Here is a 26,907-nt window from a genome sequence, read left to right as displayed (position 1 = left end):
TCAGTCCGACCGGCACATTCCACCACCACACCGCTTCCGCGTTAGCAACGAGGAGAAATCACATGAATGCTCCGCTTAAGAACCGCCTGTTTCACGACGCCAAGACGCAGATTTCCGCGGAGGCTGCCGCATTTGCAGCGCGGCCGAAGCAGTTGTTTATCGACAATACGTTTCGCGATGCCGTCGATGGCGGCGTGTTCGCCTCCGAAGATCCGGCCACCGGGATCAAAATCTGCGATTTTGCCGCAGCGACTTCTTCCGATGTCGACGCGGCCGTCCGCTCCAGCCACGATGCCTTCGAGAATCGCTGGCGCGACACGACGCCGGCGGCGCGGGCGGCGCTCATGCTCGGGCTTGCCAATCTGCTGACGGAGCATGTCGATGAACTGGCGGAGCTTGAAAGTCTCGACAATGGCAAGCCGCTTAGCGTGACGCGTTCGCTTGATATTCCCTTCGCGATCGAGATCATCCGCTACTATGCGGGCTGGGCCACCAAATTGACGGGCAAGACGTTCGGCTTGTCGCTGGCGTCGCACGACTATCATGGATATACTCTGAGAGCGCCGATCGGCGTGGTTGCGGGCATTATCCCATGGAATTACCCCTTCCTCCAGGCGGCCTTCAAACTGGGACCAGCGCTGGCGGCTGGCTGCACGATGATCCTCAAACCCGCCGAGCAAACGCCGTTGACGGCGATCCGGCTGGCCGAACTGATTGTCGAAGCCGGCTTTCCCAAAGGGGTCGTCAACATACTGACCGGCTTTGGACGCATCACCGGCGCGGCGCTGGTGGATCATCCGTTGGTGCGCAAAGTGTCGTTCACCGGATCTACTCAGGTCGGCAAGATGCTGGTGCAGGCGGCTTCGGGAAATTTGAAGCGCGTATCGCTCGAACTGGGTGGCAAGTCACCGCTCATAATTTTCGCAGACGCAGACTTGGACGTCGCCATTCTCGCGGCAGCGAACGCCATTTTTGGCAATAGCGGCCAAGTCTGCGTGGCAGGTTCGCGCCTGTTCGTGGAGCGTCCTATTTATGACAAGGTGATGCAGGGCATTATCGACCATGCCCAGACGCTGCGGATCGGCGCTGGTCTCAACGAGGACACGGATCTTGGACCGCTCGTTTCGGCGGTGCAGCGCAATCGCGTCGCCGGCTATGTAGAGGAAGGGCGAAAGGCTGGAGCGGAAATTGTTTTGGGCGGCGAACCGCTTGACGGTCCGGGCTATTTCTACCCGCCAACGGTGCTTCTGGGCACCACGCCGGATATGGTGGTGCAGCGGGAGGAGATCTTCGGACCCGTGCTCTGCTCCACGCCGTTCGACAGTGCCGAACTGGTCCTGCCCCTGGCCGACCATGACGAATATGGGCTGGCGGCAAGCATCTGGACCCGCGATCTTTCGACGGCCCACATGATGGCCAGAAAGATCGGCGCGGGCGCGGTATGGGTGAATTGCCACGGCGTATTCGATCCGCATCTTCCCTTCGGTGGTTTCAAGCAGTCAGGCTGGGGCCAGGAACTAGCCCAGGAAGGCGTGGAAGCCTATACCTCGGTGAAATCCGTCACCATGAAGTTGTAGGGCCCGCAAGATCCAGCGGCGATGCTGCAGCGCGGACAAGTCCGGGCAAAAACCCCTGCAATACAGGCATTAACAGCCGCCGCGGCGGAAGAACGCGCGGCAGCTTCCTTGGGACAGATTGTGACACATACTGCCCCGATCACTTCCGATAGCAACCAGATAGACGGACGCACCCAGCGCCTCCTGGAGGCGCCAGTTCTCCCGCTGCTGCTGCAAATGGCGGCGCCCAACGTCCTGATCATGGTTGCGCAGGCCTCGACCGGTCTGATCGAAACCTGGTGGGTCGCGAAACTCGGAACTGCAGCACTCGCCGGAATGGCACTGGTGTTCCCCGCAGTGATGCTGATGTCGATGATATCGGCCGGCGCCATGGGCGGGGGCATAGCTTCGGCGGTCGCACAAGCACTCGGCGGTGCTCGCCGTCACGACGCGGATTCACTGGTCTTGCACGCGGCTGTGATCAACATCGTCTTGGGCGCGGCCTTTTCCGTGATATTCCTGCTGTTTGGAAAGCCGCTCTACCAACTACTTGGTGGGGAGGGAGCGGAACTTGAAGCTGCCCTGATCTATTCGAACGTGGTGTTCGCCGGGAATATCTTCATCTGGCTGATGAATGGACTCGCCAGTGTCATTCGCGGAACCGGCAATATGCTATACCCAGCCATAGTCACGTGCTCGGGCGTCATTTTCCTCGTCCCCTTTTCGCCGCTTCTGATTTTCGGCTTTGGCCCGATCCCGGCGATGGGAATTGCTGGCGGCGGAACGGCACTTGTAGTCTTCTACGTCGCCGGCACGGGAGCTATGGCCTGGTATATCCTGGCTGGAAAGTGCGCGGTCCGCCTCCGTTGGGCCGGGCTTCGTGGCATCACCATCGCCAGCATCATGCGGGTCGGGGCGATTTCGGCTTTCACCTCGATCCAGACAAATGTCACCATCGCTGGCGCCACCGCCCTGGTCGCCTCGGTCGGCGGCGTTGGTTCGGTCGCAGGCTTCGGCACGGGCGTTCGCCTCGATTATCTCCTCGTTCCCCTCATTTTCGGGCTCGGGTCACCGCTCGTCGTCATGGTCGCAACGAACATGGGAGCCGGACAGCCCCAACGCGCCCTCACGATGGCCATCACGGGCGGGGCGGTCGCATTTGCCCTGACCGAGACGATCGGTCTGGTTGCGGCGATATGGCCCGAACAGTGGTTGAGGCTGTTCAGCTCCGAGCCCGATATGATCGAAACCGGAAGCGCCTATCTGCGGATCGTCGGGCCGACTTATGGCTTTTTCGGCCTTGGGCTGGCGCTATACTCTGTTGCACAAGGCGCCGGTCGACCACTCTGGCCATTCGCCGGTGGCGTCCTGCGCATCACCATCGCGCTTGGCGGGGGGGGAGGTCGCCTTGCGAATGACCGGCTCGCTCGACGGGCTTTTTGGTGCCCTCGGCCTGGCGTTGGTTACCTATGGGCTGACAATGCTGATTGCCGTGCGATCAGGGGCATGGTTTCGGTGATTGGTGCAGCCCTTCTTTTCAACGTTGTACCTGCAAGCTGTCAGACCTGCTCGGGTGGCAGATCCATTCTGGGAGAACGGACGTGATTAGCGCCTTTTGCATCGACATCCCGCAGGCCCGTCTCGATCAAATCCGCGAGCGGGTTGAACAATATAATTGGGATGATCTGTCGGACGCAGGCGGATGGAAGTCTGGCGTCGGAATAGCTGATCTGCGCCGGCTCATGGCCTATTGGTTGAACCGGTATGATTGGCGGGCCGCCGAGGCGCAATTGAATAGTCAACCGCACTTCATTACGACAATCGATGATCAGGATCTTCATTTCCTCCACAGCAAGGGCGATGGGACCCGAGCGCCGGTCCTCCTGCTGCACGGCTGGCCGGGCTCGTTCCTCGAATTCAAGGATGTCATCGCCCCTCTCGTGGCCGACGGGCACGACATCGTGGTCCCGTCGCTGCCCGGGTACGCTTTTTCAGGGCGTCCCTCCTCGCCGATCGGTTCGCGTCGGACCGCAATGTTGTGCAATGAGCTCATGGATAGGCTCTTTGGTGAAATGCCCTATCTTGTGCAGGGAGGTGATTGGGGGTCCGCTGTCGCAGCCTGGATCGCGCATGATTTCCCCGAGCGCTGTTTGGGGCTCCACCTCAATATGGTTATGGTTCAAACGCGCGATGCGATAGCCGCAACAGAGGATGAGCTTTTGTGGGCTGAGGCTCGCCAGCGCACGACTGCTGAGGAGATGGGCTATGCCATCGAACAGGGCACCCGGCCGCAGACCCTGTCTGTTTCCCTCGCGGACAGCCCAGTCGGCGTGGCGGGCTGGATCCTGGAAAAGTTCGCCGCATGGTCCGACGTGCCACGCGATGCCGAGGGGCGTCCCGACGTGTGGAAGGCATTCGACGAAGAGTTGCTGTTGACCAATCTTATGCTTTATCTGGCGACCAATGCGATTGTAACGTCGACCTGGTTCTATCGCGGTAACGTCCTTGAGAGCTCGAGGCATTTTGAGCCAGGCCACCGCGTTACTGTTCCGACCGCCATCGCGGCGTTTCGCGATCCTGTCTTCCTGATGCCTCCCCGGTCCTTGGTCGAAAAAAGTTACGACGTCGTCCAATGGTGTGACATGCCGGCGGGAGGTCATTTCGCCGCGTTGGAGCAACCGGCGCTGCTGCTGACCGATCTTCGTCGCTTCTTCAACGCGATCGAATTACGTCGGGATGAACGCACGCAAGCCAATTTATCAGGACTGTAGTCAACTTGGTATCATGCCAGAGCATGAGTTCATCTTAACGAGAATCGATAAGGGAGCTCGCGCGGCATCACGAGCAGAAACGGTGGTCCTTGCGGAGGAAGTTCGCCGATCTCCAAGAGGAAAATGCGAAATTGCAGAACTTTGCCACCGAGGGGCGCAGGACCGGCCGGTCCATAGGCAAGCTCGGACGGAATGTGGACGTGCCAAAATTCGCCGACGCGCATCTTCCCAGCTTCGCCAAATTGTTCAGATCGGTTCCCAGGCGATGCCATGCACATTACAATTCGCTGTATAATTCTGGGCTACAGCGGGCTCGACCCGTCGCAGCTGCGCAAGATTACCCACGGAACTATTCACCGGATCGAACGGCCCGACAACGACGACTACGTTTAGCATTGGGTTGATCCGGACCGCGTGCATCCGTTGATGCAACATCGACTATTCAGAATGACTAAGCGATCACTCCTCGATCACAGAGCATCCCTTGCGAACGTCGCTCAACATTCGCGAAAACAGCCGCAATTCACTGGATGAGTAGCCCTTTAAATTTTCAAGGACGACCCTCGTCATAGCCTGAAAATTCCTATTGCTGGCGACCTGCCCGTCCGGGGTTAAGGAAAGTACGGTCTTTCGGCGATCAATTTCGTCCTGGCGGGACTGCACCAGCCCCGCATCTGCTAAGCGCCGGAGCTCCGCCGTCGCCGAGCTGGGCCGTATCCCAAGTGCTACTGCCACGTCTAGAGGGTGAACGACGCCACCATCGATCAGCGAAAGGATAAAGGCACCCCGCGGGCCGAGATCAAATTCCTTTGTAATTTCCGATACCGCAACGCGAATTGGTCGAAGGGCCTGGGAGAGACCATCAAAGATCAAACCCAGCTCAACTCGTGAAAGATCGCCGCCAGTATCTTGTTCAGGCGGCGGCACCCCATCGCTCAGATTCTTGGTCAGCCAGGCAAGGATTTCTTCTCGAGTAGGCGAAGCCATTAAAGACTTACCTCAACGATCTGCATGGCCTCAAACAAGGGACGAACTGACTTCAAATCACGATCTCACTTACGGTCTTTCGTGTTTCCATGCTGCCCACACCCCACTTTTCAACCGGTACCCCCATGACCTGCTGCAGTGTGAGCCCGATCCGGCTGGCCGGCGTCGCGTTTCCTGCGACATGCACACCCGTCTTGATTCGACCTCCACCGCTGCCGGCGGTCATCATCGGAATGGTATCAATGCTATGGAATTTGGCCAAGTCCGTCTCAGAGTGTGCAAAGACTAGAGTGTTGTCGAGAAGCGTTCCATCGCCCTCCTTCACCGCATCGAGCGCGGCTACGAAATAGGCCCATCCCTCCATGATCCGGTTTACGAAATAGGTCGACTCCGGCTGGTAACCCAGCCGATTATCGATCTGCTCCTCGTGCGTAAGCTGGTGGTGTGTGATCGTGCTCCCCAGCCGAGTCAGCGAGGAGGCCCCGTTGTTGAAGTTGAGATTGAAAACGCGAGTCTGGTCACACGCCAGGGCCATGACCAGTAGATCAGCCATCAGCTTGTGATTGCTGATTACGTTGTCGATCATCGCGTCGATTTTTGCCTCGGTGGGCAGCTTAGGGATCAAGCAGGCCTCCCGCGGTTGAGGCGGAGAAAGCTCGACATCGAGCTGGTTTTCCAACTGCCGCAATGAGGTGAAGTATTGGTCGAGCCGCTGCCGGTCGGTGGCGCCGACGCTCGCTTCAAGCTCCTTGCGCTGATCGCCGACCGCTGAAAGGACGCTGCGCCGTGCCATGACCTTCGGGTTTGGCGTAAATGTTCCGGAATTTGGATCTTGGAAACCCGTACCGAACATTCGCTGATAAAGGGCGACAGGTGAAATTTCCGCCGGATTGAGATTGCCATTCCCGCGACCTGACAGGCTGTTGCGCGGATCGCCAACGCAGGAGATTTCCAGGCTGCGGAACCGGGAATTGGCGCCGATGACATCACCGATCAGCACATCGAAAGATGGAGCGGGCAAGCCGCCTTCCGCCTTCGTGGCCATACCAGTTCGAATGCCAATGCCGCCACTGATATGCGGCAGGTTCGCGACGCCGTCGAGCGGCACATTGAAATCGCTGAATATATTGACCTTCTGCTTGAAGGCCTTGATGGGCTCGAGCTCGACTTTGAGATCGTAGTCGGCTCCGACCTTGCTCGGGAAGAACCGCTGCGGATTGCACCCTAACCCCCAAAACCATGTGCCGAAACGGGCCGGGAGAGGTGCGCCGGTCGCGGCGTACGCCGTCCCGTTACCGTCAAGAAACAGGTCGAGCACTGGCAAGGCCACTGTAATCGCGGCGCCGTTCAGGACTCCGCGCAAAGCGGAGCGACGGTCAAATTTCATCGAATGCCTCCCGAGTTGTTAGGGACCGCGGCCTGGGTAACTCTGAGCGGTGCGGACAAGGGACTGGACTTCACCTGAAAGGTCTGCGGCATGGTAGCGACAGCCACCATGAGATCCGGGAACTTATATCCGCTGGCAACGAAGGCTGAGAGCGCTGCCTCTATCAAATCGCCGTCATCCTCTACCGGCCGTCCCATCAGGTATTCCAAGGTCCGCGAGGCAGCGCATTCACCGAGTGCAGGGTCCTTCGCCAGAGTCTGTCCAAGACCCAGCGGTCCATCGAACTTCGCAGGCCCCATCTCGCCCTCCAGATTCAATTTGACGCCGTTCTCGGTCCAACGATGCGCACCCATTCCATCGAAACTTTCAAGCGAAAGACCGATCGGATCGGTGATTTTGTGACAACCGGAGCACGACGGATCAGTCGCGTGCGCCGAAAGGCGCTCTCGCGCCGTGCGCAGCACCGGATTGGTGGTTTCTTGTACGACGGTGAAATTCACGTTCCCCGGAGGATCGGGTACGGGTTGGCATAGCAAGAGCTCCCTGACCGCCCGCCCCCGCAGAGTGGGTGAACTTCGTCCCGATTGCGAATACATCGCCAGGAACCCAGCCTGCCCGACGAGACCCGCGCGGCCATCGCCCTCGGCGAACTCATAGGGCTCCCAGCCGGTCTGACGCTTGACCGGGATTTCATACAGCGCACCAAGCGGTCGGCTCACCCATGTGCGCGGCGTGGTGAACAGGGTGCGGTAATCGCCCCGACGCCGGACCAAATGATCGACAATCGTCAAAGCCATTTGCTCAGGGAGGGCCTTGGCGACGTCCTGATTGAAGCGCGGATAGACGATTGGATCCTTGGCCAACCCATCGAACTTTTCGAACATCAACATGTCCGCAAAGAACGCACGCACACCTTGCTCCAGCCGAACGCTGCCAGCTAGCCGCTGTGCCTGCTTGCGAAGTTCGTCCGGATTAGAGAGCTCGCCAGCTGCAGCAGCGGCCAGCAGCTCGTCGTCGGGCGTGGAATTCCACAAAAAATAGCTCAGCCTCGAGGCGCGGGAGTAGTTGTCTAGCCGGAATTGCCCCGGGTGCTCCGGGTCAGGCTCCGCAATTTCAATGATGTAGAGGAATTCAGGAGAGACCAGCATGGCTGCAAGTCCCAGTTCCAACCCTTCATAGAAAGATCCCGTGCGGACAGCTGCTGCTGTTACCATGCCGACGTAGCGGTCAATTTCAGGCTTAGTGAGAGGGCGGCGTAGAACCTGCCGACCTATTGCCGTCAGCGTCGCCGCGGCGCATGTGCTGTCCGTCTCGTTCCTCGGCTTGCATGGCACAAAGGTGGAGCGATGCCGCTCGTCAAAAACTTGCGCGGATATGACACGGGCCATAACCTCAAACTGTTCGAGCCCTGTCGGCGAGATCGCAGAAGAGCTGGCGCCGCTTGCAATCAACCGGTGCGCGACACGCACGATAGGTTCGAACCGGCCGGCCGGCTGAATATCAGGACCAAAGATATCCGCGATCGAGTTTCGATACTGGGCTTCGGTCAAGCGGCGGAGGGCGACGATATGCCTGGACTGGCTCACAGCGGGTGAGCTCTCATCGCGAGCGTAACTGGGCCCGTCCGCTATCGCGATACCTGCCACACCCAGTGCTAGCGCCGCCAACCCGCTAATTCTCAGCTTACGCGCGATCATCGGGCGGCTCCGCTCTTTCCGGCGAGTTCTGGTCTGTCGATGACGAAAGCGGGTACGGCGGCAACATTGAGGGCTGACGAGACAGCGGTGCATTTGCCGGACACGGGATCCTTGATCCCATCTGCCAACTTCAACAGCGTAGTGAGCTGCGCGGCGCAATCGATACCAGCGACCGTCGCGGTACCAGACCCGCCAAACACCATCGAATCCAGGAGGGTCAACGGGATCTGGTAAGCGCCCAGCACGCCCTCGGCGGCACCATCCGATTTCAATGTCAGACGGAAACGACCCTGGCGCAGGTCGTGTTCCGCCCGCTCGCCGCGCTTGCCGCCAATCCCCTGCCGACGATTAAGCTTGATGTCCTGTGGATCAGTGGTGAGGACGCCATCATGGATGTGACCCTTCAGCACATTGCGCCATCGCGGGTTGCTCGCAATGGTGAAGCTAGCCTTGGCGATGAAGTTGCGCCGACTATCCAATACGGGACGATCGTCGGAGCTTGCCAGAATGACCTCAACGCTGTCGTCGTCTTTGAGACTGTCGACACCGCGCAGGAGCATAACGATCGTGTGTTCTCCGGTCTCCAACGAGTGGTTGGCGGCGGTATAGATCTCTCCCGTGGTCGTGCCTTCAACGCCGCGCCAGATCCGCGAGCAACCCATCGCCCGGTAAAGCTGGTTGTCGACCCCTGCCTCACCGCCGACCCCGGTAAAATCCTCGTGCTGGCAGCCATTTTCCGCAGCGCCGTTCACTTGTCCGTCAAGGTTGAGACCGTAGGACGTCTTGCCTTGTACCGTGCGCTGGACTGAGCGACTAAACATCTCCGGGTTGGAGCAAATATTGGTCTTGTCCGGTCCTTGGGTCCAGGTCTTCCAACGCCGAGTGAGCTCTTCCTCGTTCTCTTTCAGGTTCAAGCGGGCTTGCTCGGCCGCAGGTAAAGTCGCGAGGTAATTTTCGCGAACGGTTCCAGCCAGCCCGTTCGGGCAATCATCCTTTCCGTGATAAATGGCAGGGGCAAAAACGTTGAAAACAAACCCCATCTCGCCGTTCGCGGGCGGAGCCGGAAGTTGCTGCTGTGCGAGAGCGGGTTCAGCGGTGCCAGGCAAGAACGCTCCGGCACCCGCCCCCAGCGCCACAAGCGCAGCGCAGCCCGACACACCTATGAAAGCACGAACTCGCCGGGACTTGTTTTCCATTTCCGGTTTTCCTCGCGTCTTGCTCATTTTGATCCCAGCAAAATTGGATCGAGCCCCGGTGCCGACGGCATTCCATCTACGAGAGGGGCAACGAAAACGGGCTGCTTGCGCCACGCCCATTGGGTGAAGCCTCCCGCATGCACTTTGGTCCAGGCGCCAACAGGGAGGGCAGCACTGCCCGCGCGGAAGGGCTCGGGCGGCTCGCAAGCCTCTGTGCAGGCCATCGGGCGTCTTGCCGTAACGAGTCCGCGGCCGTCCTTGTCAGCGAGAAACCAAGTGCCCTTGGCGTAGAGCGCCGTTGCGGCGGGCGGCGCTATATAGGCAGGTGGATGGGGGACGTAGTCTATCGGATTCAAGGCATTCTCGAAGCCCGCTCCGCCGACATCGCCTGGGCGCTGGTCTGCGTTGAACGTGAAAACCGGGCTTTGCCGATAGGTCCAAATCCGGCCTCGGCTGCTGTCTGCGGGCCGCCAGAGACCAATCGGCTCGGCGTTCGGCGCAGCGGCTAGCGGCTTGAAGTTCGCTGCACATGCCGCCACGCAGTATTCGATGATTGTCCCGCGCGATGGACGAGCCACCCGCGGATCGACAAGGTAGAGCGTCAGCCCGGCTGGCGTGACGTAGCGATAGCCCTCGCTATACCTGATCGTCTTGACCGCAGGAGGATAGGCGGCTGGGTCGGGCTCATCTTTCGGTGCCGCAGCCGACTGCGCGGCGGCAATCGCCGAGAACGATTGCGAAGTGCAAGCCGCGACGGCGAGGTCGACGGCCAGGCAGGAGAAAGCGGCTAGTTTGGCATTCGCAAGTCTCATGGATCAGCTCTGGGGTAAACGGAAAGTGTCGTGACATGATTTGCAATTGGCACCCAGCTTGCGCGCTTCTGCCCGGATTGCAGCGGGAGAGCCGGCGCTCGCCGCTTGAAAAAAGACATCTGCCTGCCGAGCAAATGCATCTTGCGCGGCGCGAAACCGCGCCGCCTGCGACCAGATTTCCGGTTTCGCCGCCGTCTTTACGCCGGGTTGAGGACCACTGCCTTGCGGAAACCAGCGATACTGGTCGCGAGCGGCATTGCGTATCTGGCGCGCCGATTGTTGGATAAGGACCGATTGCATTTCGCTCCCGCGCAGGCCGTCGTTCACAGCCTTAAAAGCGGCACCAAGCTCGCGCAGGCCCGTAATTCGCGCTCTGACGACATCCGAAGGCGCTGCGAGAAGCGCAGAAGACCCTATAACCAAGGCGCCGGCCGCCAGAAGGCCGATCAAGAAAACCCGCTTCATACTATCCTCTCGCTCGGTGCCATCTCGGCATCGGAGGGATGTATATTATTTCTTAAAATGAAATAAGCAAGTTCCGAATATGAAGTAGATTCTGGCCAGTGGACGCTTGTGCCTGCGCTAATCGCGGGAGCTGGGCGCCGGCAGCAGCAAAGCAAGCGATCGATCCCACAGCTCGACAAGGTCAAGGCTGCAATTCGCCTTCAGCCAGATCATCTCCAGGCCGGAAAGCATGGCTAAAAGCTGGCAGGCCGTTGCTTGAGGATCGCACACATGAGGCGCAACCATCGCCGTGAAGCCGGCTTGCAATGCAGCATCTCGATCTTCAAAAAAGGAATACGCGGGGTGCTCGGGACTTAGGGCCTCACCCTGCAGCATCGCGAACAATCGAACGAGTTCGGGCTGTCGGCTCGCGCGCACCGCGATCGCGTGCAGGGTCTTAATCAGTACGTCGAGATCTTCATACACGGCTTTGTCGTGGCCGAATTCCGCCATGATGGCCTCGGCATTTTTGGTGTCGCGATCCCGCAGCACTGCGACCAACAACGAATCCTTGGAAGCAAAATGGTAGAGCAGGCCGCCGTTCGTGAGCCCGCAACGTTGGGCTAGATCGTGCAGGCTAAAGCCGTAATAGCCCTTCTCGCCAATTATCTGGGCAGCTAGGTCCAGGATGCGGCGACGGGTGGCCTGCTTTTGAGCCGCGCGGCTACCAACTGCTACTGTCGTCATTCTCAGCACACCTGTCGAAAACCAAATATCAATGACCAGCCAGTCAGTCAGCTTGACGCGAGCGATTATACAGATAAATGCTCCAAGCACATCTCAATAGGATCAGGGCCGTCCGGCAATAGGGAATCTCCCGGTCGAAGGGGCGCTTCAATCCTGCCTGTGCCGCAGGCGAGCAAACGTGGTGGAAATCCTGCCGTGGTAAAAACAATTGCAGATAGACGCCGGAGGCGGAGCCGCGCAGGGCGCACGACAGTAGCTGATATGGAACGGCGAAAGACCCGCGTCAGGACTGTCGCCGAACGATTGTTCGCAAGACACGGATATGAAGACACCACCGTTTCTGCGATTGCGAAGAAGTCCCATGTTTGCAGCAGAACGATCCACAAGCATATTGGCAACAAAGACGAAATCTTCCGTCAGGCAGTCTTGGCCATGTCGACGCTTTCCATGCCCGACCCTTTACGGGATTTCTCGGGTAGCCTGTCCGAATCACTAGCCCATGCCGCCCAATATTGCTACGATACTACACGCCAGGCAAGAACAGTTGATCTAATACGCTTGCTTATTGCAGAAAGTGGGCGGTTTCCTGACTTGATGAGCCAGGTGGCTACGGAAATTTTCACCCGACTGCAGGGCAACCTTTCCGTTCTCTTTCAGCAATTGGCTGCTCAAAAAGTGATTCCTCACGGTGATCACGATCAGTCTGCCGAACTGTTTGTCGACCTTTTGCTCGGAAATCAGACCGTGATGTTCTACTTCGGTTGGCTGCCCAGCCCGCCTACGAAGACAGACATCAAGGTGAAGGTAGACCTTTTCATCCGCGGACGATTCGGACCACAGTGACTGGATACTACAAACCTAGTGACCGCGCGAAATGGGCTGCGCCCCTTAGCAAACCGCGCTTCGCTACGATGCCACATACGACGGAAAACTTTCCTTTGCGGCTGAGGCAATGATCTAGGCCCGCGCGGCTGCTTGGCGGCTGGTGCCGCCGCATAGCTGACTGCGCGTTTCGCAGTTCGCTCTCCCATATGCCCGCGGGGGGGGGCGACGCCTACGATTTCCCGCATCGTGGGATAGCACAACAACACGCTGGCATTTGAGGCCCATGCCCATAGAGGGCCTGGTTCTGAAATGACCGATGTCGCGAGCATGCGTTCGGAGAGTCTATGTCAAGGCCGCTGCTCCGCATCGCAAACATTTATGTACGCGTTACCGCGCTCGCCCCGCCTCAGATTGCGGCGCCGGCCGCCCGGCATCAAGGGATACTCACATGAGATGGATGTTGGCCGCGGTGGCAATATCGATGGTATCACCCGCCTCAGCTGAGCAGGCGACGCCCGATTTTACCGCAGCGCTCATGTCCGTGGTCATAAGGACTGCCGAACCCCAGCGCGAGCTGACATTTTATCGCGATACGCTCGGCATGAGGCTGTCAATGGAACGCGATCTCGGCGCGAAACACGAACACATGCTGAGCTTCGGCGGGGATGCGGCACAGCCTGGAATTCTCTTGGTGAGCGCCACTCCGGCTTCAGGCGAAAGCAAGGTCAAGGGCCAGGGCAGCACGCGAATCATATTACGAATATCGAACCTTGATGCCCTCGCCGCACGTCTTGACCGGGCCGGATTCGTGCACAGTCCGATCCATGATGTCGGCCAGGGATTTCGCGTGATGACCGCGTCGGACCCAGACCAAAATTACCTCGAACTCGTGCAAGGCAACCTTGTCAAATAGGAATGAAGACTGATGGAAAGTGATCGACGCCGCTTTCTGGCGTTCGCGGGGCTCTCGCCGTTAGTCCTGCTAGGAGCAGGAAATGCGCTGGCTCAATCGGCACCTTGTTATTCGCCCGAAGCACTGACATTTAGCCAGAAGAGCCGACGGCGCTCGCTCGGATTTATGGATGTGGCAGTTGATCCCAAGCGCCGCTGCGGCGGCTGCAATTTCTTCACTGCCGGAGAGGGTGGATGCGGCAATTGTCAAATGTTGGGCGGTGCTCCTGTGACCGCGAACAGCTCGTGTTCATCCTTCGCGCCCCGGTCATGATGCTAAGCTGCAGGCCGGCGTTGAAAGCACCATTGGGGCTGTAGCTCGCAGCCAGTCGGCCAGATTGAGGACGGTTCAGTATGTCCAAGATTCAAGATATTCCCGACCAGCTACCGCCGGAAGCGATCGCTTATCCGAGCACATATGCGGATGACCAGCGCTTGCATGATCTCCTGTCCCGCTTCCGGGCAAGTGATAGGATGCACAGGATAGAGGCACCGGACTACGAACCCTTTTGGCTGGTGACCCATCATGCAGACATCCTGGCGATCGAGAAAGATTCCGCGCGGTTCATCAATGCTCCGCGTCAAGGCCTCCTATCGCTCAGCCAGCAGACCGCAATGCTGCGTATGGCGAACGGCGCTGATCCCGCCCAATTTATGCGCAACGTTGCCGGCATGGACGGCCAGGAACACAAAGACTATCGCGAGATCACCCAGTCGTACTTCACACCAAAAGGCCTAGCTGGCCTGCTACGCGACATCGAGGGGCTGGCAGCGCACTACATCGACGAAATGGCGGCCGAGGGCGGCGAGTGCGACTTCGCCAAAGTGGCGATGTCCTACCCGCTTCGCGTCATTATGCAGATGCTTGGCGTACCACCGGAACACGAGCCCCTGATGCTGCGCATGACGCAGCAGACGTTGACCAGCCAAGATCCGGACCTAAGGCATGCAGACGGCCCGGCAGCAGTGCTATTCGAGGCGTTCGGACTGTTCGCTAGTATCGTCGCCGAGCGCCGAGCGCGGCCGGGCGACGATCTCGCCAGTGTCATCGCCAACGCGCGGCTGAACGGCGAGCACCTACCGGACCGAGAAATTCTCGGTTACTTCTTCGTTGTGGCGACGGCGGGGCATGACACTACGAGCTATGCCCTCACGGGTGGTATTCTCGCGCTGCTCGAAAATCCTGATGAACTGGAAAGGCTTCGAGCGGATCCAAAGCTGCTGCCCAACGCAGTGGAAGAGATTTTGCGATGGACGTCCCCCATAAAGCACTTCTGCCGAACTGCCACCGAGGACTGCGAGCTGTTCGGGCACAGCGTTCGCAAAGGCGATATTTTGGTACTCAGTTATCCGTCCGCGAACCGGGACGAAACGGTCTTTGATGAACCGTTTCGCTTTTCCGTGACCAGAAAGCCAAACCGCCATCTCGCGTTCGGCACGGGTCCGCACGTCTGCCTGGGACAGTTCCTCGCCCGATTCGAGCTCGTCGCGTTGCTGAAGGAATTCATCTCACGCACGGATCGAGTTGAGATCTCTGGGACGCCCACTCGAGTTGAAGGAACATTTGTCGGAGGGGTAAAACACCTGCCGCTGCGCTATGTCATGGGCAGTGTCGGTTAGTTCCCCGCAGTTGCAACACAGTGCTTGGCCTGGGTCCAGGCGAATCTGACGAAGCATCGCCTTGCCGAGGAGTGCCGGCAGAATTTCGCCGCGCCCCTTCCCTCAAGAACATTTTTAATGCACCATGCAAGGTGCAATGTCTCGCCCGGCGCAATCGTGCCGCGACGCGGCACCCCAAATTGGAGATATTGATTGATGTTGGAAAACCAGATGGCGGATCGCCCCAACCATGTCCCGGACGCCGCGGTATTCGATTTTGATATGTTCCTGGATGCCGGCCTCCTGTTGGACCCGCACGAACGCGTTCGCGAAATTCTGCGGGACGCTCCCCCGGTATTCTGGACGCCGCGAAACGGTGGACATTGGATGATCGTGGGCTACGCCGAGAACTATGAGGCTTCGCGCAATACCGAGACGTTCTCGAGCGAGCTTATTCCGGCTGAAATGATCGCGATGATCCGCCCCTTGTTGCCCGCCGACGTCACCCACATTCCGCTTCCGACGCCGATCAATCTTGACCCCCCGAGCCATACTAAATTTCGCGCCCCTTTGCAGGCCGCATTCTCGCCGCGCGCAATGATGGCTCGGAAGGAGGAAATCCGCGAGCTGGCCAATGAGCTTATCGATCAAGTGATCGACAGAGGGTCTTGCGATTTCATTCCCGATATCGCCGAACCCTTGCCGGTTCAGGTGTTTCTGAAGATGCTCGGGCTTCCCCTTGAGCGGCTCGCCGAATTTCGTGCGCTGGTCCACGAATTTCTTGCTCCCCCGACCTCGCCAATCGACCCCATCCTACGCATGCGCAAGGTCGCAGACGCGATGAAGGACGACATAGAAGCCCGCCGTACTCAGCCGAGAGACGATCTATTGAGTCTGCTCTGGGCGTCCGAGATCGAAGGCCGGCCGATGACCGCCGAATTGATGGAGGATTTCGGCGTTCTCCTGTTTATCGCTGGCCTGGATACGGTGATCAACGGCATGGGCTTCGGCGTCCGTCATCTCGCACTCCACACTGATTTTCAAAAGGCCTTGCGCGCCAATCCCAAACTGATTGTGGACGCGGCAGAGGAGTTGCTGCGTCGATACACATTTACCGTCCCGACGCGCCGAGTGGCCAAGGATACCGAGTTCGCTGGGTGGCAGATGAAGGTGGGTGAACGGGTCCAGCTCTTCCTTCCAGGTGGAGACCTCGATCCCCGAGAATTTGCCGATCCCCATACCTTCGACCTCGGTCGGGAAAATAATGTCCACATTGCATTCGGGGTTGGACCACATCGCTGCCTGGGCTCCCACCTTGCGCGAATCGAACTGCAAGTAATCTACGAGCAGATGCTAGCGCGCTTGCCCGAATTTCGTCTGGATCCCAACCAGCCCGCTAAATTTCACGCTGGCAACATCATCGCCATCGACTCTCTCCCGATCCGCTGGGACTAAGGAGCGGCCGAAGCCAGCGGATGGCTCCTAACCGGAAGCCATCGTCGTATTGGCCGGCATGCCTCTCTTCTGTCCCCTTTTCAGGACGGCAAGCGCGGAGCTTCTTCTCCGCGCGACGCTCCCACTATTCGTCCGCTCAGTCCCAGCGGCCCCTAACGCCTCGGCTTGCGGCACGAGCGCGCGCCGCCAGATCCTGACAAAAATTATTTCACTGACCGGTTGTATGGTCAGCTTGACGCAGCCTCAGAATCCTGCAAATGCGATGCAAGCATTGCAATATCCGAACACGGGTAGCGTGCTGGCGAACTTTGCTCTCTGCGCATGAGGCGGGGCGTTCGCCAAACATCCGAGGGGGGATTGAGATGGCCAGAAAGCTTCTATTCTTATTCGCTGCCACCACGGCGCTAACCGCAACATCTCAAGCGTTTGCGCAGGCCGCTGACGCAGAGGGCGTCGATAACGGCGGGGGCGACATCATCGTCACCGCCCGCCGCGAGAGTGAGAATATCCAGGACGTGCCGGTTTCCGTGAAGGTGGTCACCGGCGATACGATCCAGAAGCTGTCGATTACCGATGCCAGCGAGCTCAGCAAAGTCGCGCCAGGCCTGAACTTGGTCAACAACGGCCCCAGTACACTGGTCGTGCTGCGCGGAGTAGCCTGGAAACCCGGTTCGGGCACGCCCGCAACCCCAATCTATTTGAACGAAATTCCCTTCGATCCGCAGCAGGTCGTTCAGTCGGTCTTCGACATTGGCCAGATCGAAGTACTGCGCGGGCCTCAGGGCACCACGCGCGGCGCCCCCTCGATCTCGGGCGCTGTGACGATTACGACCCGCCGACCCGACCTGGAAGACATCGGCGGTTACGTTCAGGGCATGTACGGCACGGCCAATCATTGGGATGTGCAAGGAGCGATCAACGTACCAGTCATAAGGGACGTGCTCGCGATCCGCGCTGCTGCCAATATTGAAGACAGCGAAGCTGACCGCGTACATAGCATTTATAGTTCGGTGAAGCCCAAGCTGAGAAGTCGGACCTATCGCATCTCAGCACTATTCAAACCGACCGACACTCTCACCTTCGAAGCTATGTACCAACGCCGCCGCCAGTTGACGCGGACTTATGCCCAAGTCGTCGGCACCGGTAGCCCGGGCGCCGCGGCGGCAGGTATTCCGGCCAACTTCAACGGGCCCGCACTGACCGTGGCTGACCGAAAGTCTGTTCAGGAGAGTCCGTCAGGGCTCCTCAATAACACCGACCTGCTAACTACCCACGCCAGCTGGGACATACTTGGTCAGCAGTTTAACTATAACTACGGCCGCCAGTTCGACCAAGGCCCGACTATGTTCAGCGCACAGGATCCCGGCAATTACTTGCCGGGGTATACGCCATTTCAAACCCAAGGAAGGGCAGGACGACCGCATTTTCACACACAAGAGGTCCGCCTTTCCTCCATTCGCGAAGAAGGTCGCTTCTTCGACTATGATATCGGCTTTTTCCAGAAGCATTCCAGCGGCACGATTCTGGTCAGTTCGCCGGTCTTTCTGTCGGGCGCATTTGGGGCGCCAGGCACTCCGCCCGGGGCGGTGACGACACCAAACCCGCGATATATCCTGACACCTAACACCAGCATCGCGCTTGGGCAGGTATACGATTCCTTCTACGGCAACCTTCAGTTTCATTTGGGCAACAACACCGAGCTCAGCGGCGGCCTCCGCCGCATCCGCGATAGAGTTCCGGTAGATCTCAACGTGACGACAAGCGCCGCCTCGACTGTTGCGACTGCGCTCGCCAACCTTCGCGGTGCGCCCTGCAGCGCGGCCGGCCTTGTCAACAGCGTCTATCCTGGTTTCTGCGATGCCAATGTTCCTGCGGGATCGGGTAATCTCGTCGAAACACACAATGACCTCTACCACGCGACCATCTATAACTTCTCTTTGTCGCACAAATTCTCGGATGAGGTACTCGCATATGTTACGACTGGCAGCTCCTACCGTTCCGGACTACCAGCAATCGCTAACAGCGGCCTCCCCGCAGGCTTTCTGGTCCCTGCACCGGAAAGAGCGAAGTCCTACGAACTCGGTGTAAAAACCAGTTGGGGGCGGAGCGTACGGCTCAATGCCGCAGTTTTCCAGATAGACTACGACAATCAGCTAACGACATTTCAGGGTATTAACTACTACAATTCCGTGAGGAACGCCGTCTCTCAAACCAGCCTAGCGTTCTACCGCAATGTAGATTCCAGGCTCCGTGGCTTCGAACTGGAAATGGCGGCAGAGCCGATCGATAACCTGTCGTTGAGCGCGAACGTCAGTTATTCGCAGATCAAGTCGCAGGGCGGCACTGTTCCTTGCAATGATGCCACCCGTCCGATCACGGCCACCAACCGCATCAATCTCTGTCCGTCGGTCAAGGGGCAGGTGCTGAGTCAGACTGCGCCTTTCCAAGCCGCCTTGAACGGGAGCTATCAATTGCCCCTGGCATCTTCCGTAGAGGGTTACGTTCGTTTCAATCTCAATTATCAGGGCAATAACCCCAATTACGGAAATGCTGTAAAGACGCCCGCTTATGCGATCCTCGACCTTTTTGCCGGCGTATCCGGCGGGGACGGCGCCTGGGATCTCGGCCTTTATGCAAAGAACATCTTCGACAGACAGGTTGAGCTGAACCGCGCGACGATCTTGAGCAATCTCTACCCCAACTACGCGTCGGCTCCTCCAGGTTATTACTCCGCAAGCGTGTCTTCTCCGCGCGAAATCGGTGTCACCCTTCGCTACGCCTTCGGCTCCAGATAGGCCGAGGTCGGGTCTGCCCGGTGGTACGGACGCCTCCCAGTTCCATGCCACCGGGCGGATTCAATGTTCAAATGGATTCATTGATGAAGCGGCGAGTTTAGGGAGCGAGCTGTGCACAGCGGGGTCGCGAACGACGAGGGCGATCAAGTTCTGGGGCGAGTCCAGTCCCTCGTTCGTGCGTTCGCGCTCCTCGATGAGTTGGCAATGACCCAAGGCCTCAGTCTCAGTGAACTCACCCGGCGGGTGAAACTGCCGCGCTCCACGGTCCATCGCCTGCTGACGACGATGGAGGCGATGCGCTACGTCGAGTTCCACAGAAACAGACACGAATGGGCAATCGGACTGCAGGCCTACACGGTCGGTGCGGCCTTCGCGCAGAGCCGCGATCTCGGTCAACTCGGACGACCCATCATGCGCTCGCTCATGAGTGAAGTTGATCACCCCATCAATTTTGTGCTGCCTGGACTAGGCGGAATGTACTACGTTGCACAGGAGACGGCCGAGGGCGGTAGCCGTCCATTTATTCGTACGGGTGCCCGCCTGCCCATGCATACGACAGCCTCCGGCAAGGTGCTTATGGCTCACTGGCAGGATGACGAACTCGAGCGGTTCCTTGACCGCCGCTTCTTCGAGAAAAGCACTGCACGCAGCATCGTCGCCCCCGCTGCTCTGCGCGACGAGCTCGGGACTATCCGAAATCGGGGCTACGCAATCGATGACGAGGAGCATGCCGATGGCTTGCGCTGCGTCGCGGCCATCGTGTTCGATCGTCATGGCTTGCCTAAAGCAGCGCTCTCTATCTCGGACAGCGTCGGTAGACTCAGCCAATCGCGGATTGATGAGATGGGACCGACACTCGTTCATACTGCGAATCAAATGAGTCGTGAAATCGCAAGTCAGCTTGGATTCTAAGGTTTACTCCAGATACATCCCTTGCAATCGAGACAATATATTCTTTGAGATGCCCTGGAAAAGTGGCTTTCTTTTACTATCGCCATACAAATTACTCTTTTTTTCGTTTTAGCTGTTTTACTGAGAAGAAGGTACTATGAAACGTTCCCCATTTGGCAAGCCGAAATTCGGCGCCATTAGAGCACTTAGATTGATGGGTATCGCCGCCCTTGCGTCGACAACGGTGCAACCGCTGCACGGACAAACCGTCCAGACACGGTCTGCTGGGGCCGATCCCGCCTCCATGCGTCCGCTTACGCATGTGGGCCCATGGCTCGTAGACTCGGTTGGCCGCGTCGTACAATTGCACGGACTGACTCTGTACAAGAAGAAACCGCCTTTCTTGGATGAGGTGAGCGACAGCGACCTCGACTATGTGACGCGCGAAGGTTTCAACGCGTTTCGGATCAACTGGATTTGGGAAGCGGCGGAACCAAGCCCCGGCCATTTTGAAGATGGCCACTTTGACCAGGTCGTCGCTTTGAATGACCAAATGGCCAAATACGGCATTCGCACGTTAATCGGCTCAGCGAACAATTCCTTCTCCTCAAAATTTGGTGGGTTCGGCGCGCCACTTTGGGCCTCGGTGAACCGGCAATATTGTACCAAACCTGATGAGCAGAGAATCTGCCTCAAGAATATCCAGGATCGTTATCTCGGACTGGACGGTGAATACGAGGCCTGGGACAACTTTTACGATAATGCGCCTGCGCCCGACGGTGTTGGAGTACTGACCCATTTCACTCGCACCTGGCAGCGACTTGCGGGGCGGCTAAAAGACAAGAATAATGTCTTCGCGCTGGATCTATTCCACGAGCCGGCACCCGGTTTGCGGTATGTCCGGAAGGGCGAGAGAAGGTTCTTTAGTGAGCCGGCAACGTTCGAACGCGATGGCCTGCCGCCATTTTACAAAACGGTCGCCGATGGGGTACGCCATTCCGCCCCAAACCCTTCTATCTATTTCCAGATATCGAATTATTGGACGCTAGAAAATACGGCGAAGGCCGGAATCCACGTCCCGCCTCATTTTTCGAACGACCCGAATCTCGGGCTCAGTTTCCATTTCGGGCCTTCTGATCTGGGTGGCGTTTCTAACAACGACTTTGTCGAGAAGCTCGGTCAAACTATGAGTACGGCAAGCAACTACGCGCGTCGCGCCGACGTTGCGCTGGTGGTGACTGGTTATCGGCTTGCAAAAAATGAAGAGCAGTATGCGATTCTCACCGATCTCCTTGGCAGCCGCTTCATCCCCTGGTTCTTTTATACCTACAAGGGGATGCCGGACCCGGGTGCTGAAAACACGTCGTTGCTGATTGATCCGTCTCTCCCTGCCTCCGACGCCAACGTGAAGTCCGCTCGTTTCGATTCGATGGTTGTGCCCTACCCCCAGCTCGTTGCGGGCACCCCAAAATCCTGGTCTTTCGACCGTAGCACCAAGGTTGTGCGCTTTGGCTACTCGACGAAGCCGGTCGGTAAACGCAGGCCATGCGCGGGAGCAGACACCGAGATATTCGTGCCCGCGCGGCATTATCCACAAGGATACACCGCCGAGGTTACTGGAGGCAAGGTGGTCTCCTCGCCAACCTCTGCCTGGCTGGTTATTCAGCAAGCCCGCGGCGCGCGCGAGGTTGGGGTCACAATTCGCCCCAGCAGTGGGTCATTCACGGAGCGCCCCGCCGTAGCGACTGGCCCCTCAGCCGATGTAAGCTGCCGATGATTGCGGCTAAGCGCCTCATCTGCAGGAAGCGGTATCTGGAAGCCGGTTCGACCGAGCCGGCTTCCAGTCAATAGCTCCAGGCTCCATGAACAATTTCGGCCGTCTGAATGCTCGATGTCGGGTATCGCAAATTCTTTGAGGCCATATGTTTCCCCTACGCCATTCAATGGGCTTTCGCTGCGGATTTCGCCGGTGCCCGTATGCCACCGACCCGATAATGCTGCGATACCAAGGGGCAATGATCGTGCGGCGGATTTTGTGGGGGATCTTGGAACGTCTGCCGCCATATTGGTATCGGATCCGATATAGGCGCAAACGCCAGACACCGCCACTATGGCGTGGCCTCTTATGATGAGTACACACCTGACCCGTGGACGAGGATGCCTGATCGATGAAAGCTGGACTCTTTGCCAAGACTTGCTCGTCGACAAATTACCCGATTCTAGCGGCGCCAGATTAGAACATTGCAATGGCGCGGAGTGGCATCCCTGTTGCTGATTCTATGGGTGGCACGCCCACAATCAGTATCGCGCCCTTGGGTGGTACCGACCCGAGATTGACTAAACCCTCGATTCCCCAGCCTCCCGTCGCGAGCCATTGCTGGTGAAAGGGATAGCTCGGGACGTTTTCGCCGCTGTCGATGTTCATTGTGTCAACTGCCACGCCCATTTTGAGTCGGTATATACTGGTATTTCGGCTGCAACGCGGATAATGCGTGCCACGAAGTGCAATCCTTGTACGAGCATTCCGTTATGTGCTATTAGGGCGTGAGCATATCGCTTCGCGCAGTCTTCAGGGCGGCGAAAATCTGGCCAATTCTGGAGAGTCGTGGTGGGGAAGCTGAAAGTCCGGATCGAGAAGGCGCAATGCGTCGGCAATGCCCGCTGCCATGCTGTCGCTGGCACCCTGTTTCCGCTCGACGACGAAGGCTACGTCGCGATCGAAGGCTTCACTGTGAGATCGGAGGACGAGTTACTCGCGCGAAGAGGCGCCAGAGCGTGCCCGGAACGCATTATCAAAATCGTCGAAGAAGAAATTTGATGCAGCCTGAGTGTGAGCGGCTCGGCGGTTGGTCGCCTTCGAGCGCGGCACTTGCACGATTCCTGCCGCAGAAAACACTGTCATGAGAGATCAGTACGACTACATCATCGTGGGCGCCGGTTCGGCCGGATGCCCGCTTGCAGAGAGGCTCTCGGCGGATCCGGCGCGCACAGTGCTGCTGGTTGAGAGCGGTCCGCCCGACAAAAGCCTCTTCGTTCACATGCCGCGCGGGCTCGGCCTCCTGCTTAATCCCGGCAGCAAATACATCTGGGACTATCAGGTCGAGACCGGCGACAATCGACCTACCGAACGCTGGTACCGTGGGCGCACCCTGGGTGGCTCGAGTTCAGTCAACGGCATGATCTACATGCGCGGAGCGCCGCTAGACTATGATAGCTGGGCAGCGATGGGCTGCCATGGGTGGAACTGGCGCGATGTCGCACCAGTATTCGTGGCTCTGGAAGACCATGATCTCGGGCCTGGCCCCGATCGCGGCGCAGGCGGCCCCCAACGTATCACCACGCATCCGGCTGGCGATCCGCTGTGCGACGCCATCCTCGATGCCGCGCAGGAAATGGGAATCAGCCGCGTGGCGGATGTCAATGGCACCGAGGCGGTGCGCGAAGGTGGCATAGGCTATCAGCCCTCCACACGGTGGCAGGGTCAGCGCTACAGTTCGGCGCGGGCTTTCCTGGAAGGCGCACGGGGTCGGCCTAATCTTCACGTTGCCACGGAAACCGATGTGCTGCGTGTCGAATTCGATGGCCAGCGCGCCCACGGTATCCGGATCAGAAGCAAGTCGGGCGAACGCAGCGTAGCCGCGATGCGCGAAGTCATCGTCTCTGCGGGCGCGATCGAGACCCCGCTGCTGCTGCAGAGATCGGGCATCGGCCCGGCTTCGCTTCTGCAGTCCCTCGATATTCCGGTTGTCGTCGATGCGCCCGAGGTAGGCCGCAATTTGCGCGAGCATCGCCATGCCGACTTGCGTTTGCAGGTGCGTGGCCGCAGCCAGAACCGTGACCTGGGCGGCTGGCGAGCGGGCCTTTCGATGTTCCGATATTTGGCCGGGCGCAAAGGGCCGATGACTCACTCCGCGCACGAGGTCGGCGGCTTCGCCAAGTCCGACCCTGCCCTTCCCCATGCCGACTTGCAGTTTGGCCTGATGACGGTTTCTGCCAGCAGCTCCGGCAAAGAGGGAGACATCGCGCTCGACCCTTTTCCCGGCATTACGTTTGTCACGTACTTTACCCGTCCGGAAAGCCAGGGAGAAGTTCGGCTCACCAAGGCTGACGGCACCTCGCCCTATATCAACGCCAATCACCTGTCCGCAGAGATCGATCGTCAGCGCTTTGTCGCGGCGTTTCGCTGGAACCGGCGCCTCGGGCAGCAGCCCGCACTCAAGGCTTGGGTGGTAGAGGAATGCTTGCCTTCCCGTTCTCTCGAAAGCGATGACGATATTCTCGCTAACGCGATGAGCCTGGGCGGATCGTGTTTTCATTCGGCAGGAACGGCACGCATGGGTTCGGACGAGCTCGCCGTGGTGGACCCGCAGCTACGCGTGCGCGGCGTTTCCGGACTGCGCGTTGCCGACACCTCTATTATGCCTACGCTTGTTTCGGGGAATACCAACGGCCCGGCGATGATGATCGGCTTGCGGGCCGCAGAATTTATTCTGAGCGAAAGTGCGTTCACCGGGAGCGCCAGTGTTCTGGAAAAGGCATGAGCCAGATGCGCGGACTTATTCCCGCGGATTGCCCGACTCGATTTGTATTTAGGTGTCCGCGATACTATTTCGAGACAGCTCTCGATCCGGACTTGTCGGCTATCCGCACGGACGCGTCCGCGATTTGATACGCCTAGCTCCGCCGGTATAAGCGAAAAACCTATTGTTCGCGATCTGAGAGATCCTGTCCTGATGTCCAGCAACGTCTGTGGCACACGACGGCGATGGTGCCCGCAGATTGACATACTGAGGTCTCGGTGCCGTTATCTAGCCCAGCTTCGCCAAAACCTCTTCGCCAAATTTTCTAGCTTGATCACACCATTCAGATCGCTTTGCCGCAACGATACCTACATCACCTCCAGAAAATCCAAGCTCGCGATACTTCCCAATCCTATCGAGCGCCTCTTGGGCGCTCCAGCCCGGCTGGACGCTGAACAGGCCCGAGCATACGACGATGGGGGGCGTCGGTCGGTCAGACTTAGCAGCATAGTCATGGAAATAGTCGAGACTGCGACGCAAATCCGCCTCGTCGCTGAGATTTACCGTACGAGCCGTATTGGTGACCATCTCCGGCGACAGGAAGGGATACCAAGCGTCGCCGAGATCCACTGCGCGGCGAATGGCGCGCTTGGCATTGCCGCCGATCAACAAGGGTGGGTGCGGCCGCTGCGCTGGCGGGGGATTTATACGGATGCCGTTAGCGCTGTAGTCGCTACCGACAAAGCTGAATTCATCGCCGGTCCAGGCAGCCTTCATTGCCAGGATGAACTCGTCCATCAGATCGTTTCGCGTCTCAAAGTCGACGCCAAGCGCAGCATATTCCTTCTTCATGTAGCCCGCACCAACGCCTAGCGTCACCCGCCCGCCCGAGAATACATCGAGGGTGGCAACGGCGCGCGCGGTGATAAAGGGGTTCCGGTAAGGAAGAACCAAAATCCCAGTCTGAAGTCTCAATTTGTCCGTCGCCGCAGCCACCATACCGAGCAGCGCAAAGGGATCCTGCGCATGATGACCGCCATTCTCGAGCCAATTGTTCGAAGGGGCCGGATGATCGGTAACCGAACCCCCGCAAAACCCGGCTTCCTCCGCCACCCGTGATATCTCACGGATAGCAGCCATGGAAACGAACTCACCTTCGGCGTCGAGTTGATCGAATGGAAGGCCAACATTAGCGATGAAAGTCACGAGGAATCCTATTCAAACATCAAGCCGGGAGAGTGACACGCTCTGGAAGGCTGGAGCGCTCCATCATTCCGAAGGTCTCCTCTCCATCCCACCGGTAGCGAGCGATTGATTGGAAGAGATGCGGATAGGCGGGAGACGAACCGTCGCCCCGCGAGATTGACGGCATGCCCATTGTAGACTCGGCCGTGATTATTATTTCGCCTTGAGGCGTCTCGATTACCGCACTCACATCTTCGCCCGAATACTGAAAATGCGTGAGCCAGGGCGCTTTAACGACACGAGCGGGAAGGAGTTCGCCATCACCAAGGAAGACAAAACCCTCATTGTATGATGGTGAGCCGTCCTTTCGCGGCGGATAGGCGATATAGCCGAATGCCTTACCACTGGGGAAAACCGCGGATTGCCAGCAATGGCCCCAAAAGCCGGATATCTTGCGTACTCCTCTGCGCCGGATACGCAGTGCACCGCCGGTGAACTCTCGTTCAACCCCGTCTACAGTCACGCGGCCGCGAGCCCTGCAAAGCTGTTCAAGACGGTCGCCGCCCATGAAATCCGCTTCTGTGCCCGATGCCATCATGGCCTTCGCCTCCTCGGACAAGGTGCCCTGGATGAAGGGAGGAACAATCGGTTCGTAGTCGATCTCGAACTTAATCGGCGCGCGCTTGTCCGCCTGGAAGCCGGGCCGAACCATTTCACTGAAGGTCGCGTCGGCGGCGTCACCATCGAACACGGTCCGAAATTTGGCGAAAGGTTCGATGCACTGGAATTCAAGCGGACCGGCGCCAAAAACGGAGGGCTCACCAGAGGGCCCGATCACGGGATGAGAAGGTCCTTTGCTCCAGTTCCGAAGCAATCGTCCATTCGGAAACGCCACGCTTAGATATAACTCATGTTCATCCCATTCCGGTGCAACCGCTTCGACGGCAAACCGCGGAAAACCAATTTCACCGCTATCGTCCCAAACCCAAATATTGACCGCCTCGCGCATCTCCGGTGTTTCCGGAACTTCGGAAAACACATGGTCCCATTCCCTGGGAAGACCGCCGGTGAGATCAATAGTCATTGAAT

At 58.5% G+C, this 26,907-nt stretch carries 25 protein-coding genes; 14 read left to right on the top strand and 11 right to left on the bottom strand.

What is annotated here, in order from left to right; all coding sequences use genetic code 11:
• The first annotated feature begins 62 nt into the window (after positions 1-62).
• From KRR38_RS00855 to KRR38_RS00845, 3 genes are read left to right on the top strand one after another with little or no spacing between them, the layout of a single operon-like run.
• A complete protein-coding gene (locus KRR38_RS00855) occupies positions 63-1,577 on the top strand; it encodes an aldehyde dehydrogenase (RefSeq protein ID WP_217397684.1) in 1,515 nt (504 codons plus the stop codon).
• A gap of 21 nt (positions 1,578-1,598) precedes the next feature.
• On the top strand, positions 1,599-3,161 hold the full coding sequence (locus KRR38_RS00850) for an MATE family efflux transporter (RefSeq protein ID WP_254514590.1): 1,563 nt from the start codon (positions 1,599-1,601) through the stop codon (positions 3,159-3,161).
• Complete coding sequence (locus KRR38_RS00845; protein WP_217397682.1) at positions 3,158-4,327, top strand: epoxide hydrolase family protein; 1,170 nt, start codon at positions 3,158-3,160, stop codon at positions 4,325-4,327. The genes KRR38_RS00850 and KRR38_RS00845 overlap by 4 nt, the downstream gene beginning before the upstream one ends.
• A gap of 29 nt (positions 4,328-4,356) precedes the next feature.
• Here the strand turns inward: KRR38_RS00845 and KRR38_RS37635 are convergent, their stop codons facing one another.
• Positions 4,357-4,551, bottom strand: coding sequence for an FKBP-type peptidyl-prolyl cis-trans isomerase (locus KRR38_RS37635; protein WP_217397680.1), 195 nt, complete (start codon positions 4,549-4,551; stop codon positions 4,357-4,359).
• A gap of 46 nt (positions 4,552-4,597) precedes the next feature.
• Between KRR38_RS37635 and KRR38_RS36950 the strand changes: the two genes are divergently transcribed.
• The gene (locus KRR38_RS36950) at positions 4,598-4,720 is read left to right on the top strand and encodes a hypothetical protein (protein ID WP_256449385.1); all 123 of its coding nucleotides are present in this window, start codon (positions 4,598-4,600) and stop codon (positions 4,718-4,720) included.
• Between the two features lie 66 nt (positions 4,721-4,786).
• On the opposite strand, the gene KRR38_RS00835 is transcribed toward KRR38_RS36950, so the two are convergent.
• The 7 genes from KRR38_RS00835 to KRR38_RS00805 form a co-directional block, all read right to left on the bottom strand.
• The gene (locus KRR38_RS00835; RefSeq protein WP_217397678.1) at positions 4,787-5,314 is read right to left on the bottom strand and encodes a MarR family winged helix-turn-helix transcriptional regulator; all 528 of its coding nucleotides are present in this window, start codon (positions 5,312-5,314) and stop codon (positions 4,787-4,789) included.
• A gap of 52 nt (positions 5,315-5,366) precedes the next feature.
• Positions 5,367-6,701 carry a DUF1552 domain-containing protein gene (locus KRR38_RS00830; protein ID WP_217397676.1) on the bottom strand — a complete coding sequence of 445 codons (1,335 nt, stop codon included), beginning with the start codon at positions 6,699-6,701 and terminating at the stop codon, positions 5,367-5,369.
• Positions 6,698-8,398, bottom strand: a complete 1,701-nt coding sequence (locus KRR38_RS00825; RefSeq protein ID WP_217397674.1) for a DUF1592 domain-containing protein — start codon at positions 8,396-8,398, stop codon at positions 6,698-6,700. Before KRR38_RS00825 ends, KRR38_RS00830 begins: the two co-directional genes overlap by 4 nt.
• On the bottom strand, positions 8,395-9,594 hold the full coding sequence (locus KRR38_RS00820) for a hypothetical protein (protein ID WP_217397672.1): 1,200 nt from the start codon (positions 9,592-9,594) through the stop codon (positions 8,395-8,397). Before KRR38_RS00820 ends, KRR38_RS00825 begins: the two co-directional genes overlap by 4 nt.
• 23 nt (positions 9,595-9,617) lie before the next feature.
• Complete coding sequence (locus tag KRR38_RS00815) at positions 9,618-10,406, bottom strand: hypothetical protein (protein WP_217397670.1); 789 nt, start codon at positions 10,404-10,406, stop codon at positions 9,618-9,620.
• A 3-nt stretch (positions 10,407-10,409) separates the two neighbouring features.
• Positions 10,410-10,871: a cytochrome c gene (locus KRR38_RS00810; RefSeq protein WP_217397668.1), complete on the bottom strand. Its 462-nt coding sequence runs from the start codon at positions 10,869-10,871 to the stop codon at positions 10,410-10,412.
• Positions 10,872-10,988: 117 nt separating this feature from the next.
• A complete protein-coding gene (locus KRR38_RS00805; protein WP_217397666.1) occupies positions 10,989-11,597 on the bottom strand; it encodes a TetR/AcrR family transcriptional regulator in 609 nt (202 codons plus the stop codon).
• 261 nt (positions 11,598-11,858) lie between these two features.
• Between KRR38_RS00805 and KRR38_RS00800 the strand changes: the two genes are divergently transcribed.
• The 8 genes from KRR38_RS00800 (at position 11,859) to KRR38_RS00765 (ending at position 21,890) form a co-directional block, all read left to right on the top strand.
• Positions 11,859-12,440, top strand: coding sequence for a TetR/AcrR family transcriptional regulator (locus KRR38_RS00800; RefSeq protein WP_217397664.1), 582 nt, complete (start codon positions 11,859-11,861; stop codon positions 12,438-12,440).
• Positions 12,441-12,870: 430 nt separating this feature from the next.
• Positions 12,871-13,335, top strand: a complete 465-nt coding sequence (locus KRR38_RS00795; RefSeq protein WP_217397662.1) for a VOC family protein — start codon at positions 12,871-12,873, stop codon at positions 13,333-13,335.
• 12 nt (positions 13,336-13,347) lie between these two features.
• The gene (locus KRR38_RS37630) at positions 13,348-13,647 is read left to right on the top strand and encodes a high-potential iron-sulfur protein (RefSeq protein ID WP_217397659.1); all 300 of its coding nucleotides are present in this window, start codon (positions 13,348-13,350) and stop codon (positions 13,645-13,647) included.
• 80 nt (positions 13,648-13,727) lie between these two features.
• Positions 13,728-14,993 carry a cytochrome P450 gene (locus KRR38_RS00785; RefSeq protein WP_217397657.1) on the top strand — a complete coding sequence of 422 codons (1,266 nt, stop codon included), beginning with the start codon at positions 13,728-13,730 and terminating at the stop codon, positions 14,991-14,993.
• A 195-nt stretch (positions 14,994-15,188) separates the two neighbouring features.
• Positions 15,189-16,427 carry a cytochrome P450 gene (locus tag KRR38_RS00780; RefSeq protein WP_217397655.1) on the top strand — a complete coding sequence of 413 codons (1,239 nt, stop codon included), beginning with the start codon at positions 15,189-15,191 and terminating at the stop codon, positions 16,425-16,427.
• 362 nt (positions 16,428-16,789) lie between these two features.
• Positions 16,790-19,222 carry a TonB-dependent receptor gene (locus KRR38_RS00775; RefSeq protein WP_217397653.1) on the top strand — a complete coding sequence of 811 codons (2,433 nt, stop codon included), beginning with the start codon at positions 16,790-16,792 and terminating at the stop codon, positions 19,220-19,222.
• A gap of 111 nt (positions 19,223-19,333) precedes the next feature.
• On the top strand, positions 19,334-20,134 hold the full coding sequence (locus KRR38_RS00770; protein WP_309140945.1) for an IclR family transcriptional regulator: 801 nt from the start codon (positions 19,334-19,336) through the stop codon (positions 20,132-20,134).
• Between the two features lie 391 nt (positions 20,135-20,525).
• On the top strand, positions 20,526-21,890 hold the full coding sequence (locus tag KRR38_RS00765) for a cellulase family glycosylhydrolase (protein ID WP_217397651.1): 1,365 nt from the start codon (positions 20,526-20,528) through the stop codon (positions 21,888-21,890).
• Positions 21,891-22,346: 456 nt separating this feature from the next.
• Here KRR38_RS00765 and KRR38_RS00760 read toward each other — a convergent pair whose 3' ends face one another.
• Positions 22,347-22,538: a hypothetical protein gene (locus tag KRR38_RS00760; RefSeq protein WP_217397649.1), complete on the bottom strand. Its 192-nt coding sequence runs from the start codon at positions 22,536-22,538 to the stop codon at positions 22,347-22,349.
• 183 nt (positions 22,539-22,721) lie between these two features.
• Between KRR38_RS00760 and KRR38_RS00755 the strand changes: the two genes are divergently transcribed.
• On the top strand, positions 22,722-22,931 hold the full coding sequence (locus tag KRR38_RS00755) for a ferredoxin (RefSeq protein WP_309140944.1): 210 nt from the start codon (positions 22,722-22,724) through the stop codon (positions 22,929-22,931).
• 28 nt (positions 22,932-22,959) lie between these two features.
• Positions 22,960-24,654, top strand: coding sequence for a GMC family oxidoreductase (locus tag KRR38_RS00750; protein ID WP_254514588.1), 1,695 nt, complete (start codon positions 22,960-22,962; stop codon positions 24,652-24,654).
• A gap of 267 nt (positions 24,655-24,921) precedes the next feature.
• Here KRR38_RS00750 and KRR38_RS00745 read toward each other — a convergent pair whose 3' ends face one another.
• Both KRR38_RS00745 and KRR38_RS00740 read right to left on the bottom strand, forming a co-directional pair.
• Positions 24,922-25,839, bottom strand: a complete 918-nt coding sequence (locus tag KRR38_RS00745) for a TIGR03619 family F420-dependent LLM class oxidoreductase (RefSeq protein WP_309140943.1) — start codon at positions 25,837-25,839, stop codon at positions 24,922-24,924.
• Positions 25,840-25,858: 19 nt separating this feature from the next.
• On the bottom strand, positions 25,859-26,902 hold the full coding sequence (locus tag KRR38_RS00740) for a hypothetical protein (RefSeq protein WP_217397647.1): 1,044 nt from the start codon (positions 26,900-26,902) through the stop codon (positions 25,859-25,861).
• Positions 26,903-26,907 lie beyond the last annotated feature (5 nt).

This window comes from Novosphingobium sp. G106 (assembly GCF_019075875.1).
Lineage (GTDB): Bacteria > Pseudomonadota > Alphaproteobacteria > Sphingomonadales > Sphingomonadaceae > Novosphingobium.
The sequence above is the reverse complement of the archived record's forward strand: the minus strand, read 5'-3'. Positions and strand labels throughout refer to the sequence as shown.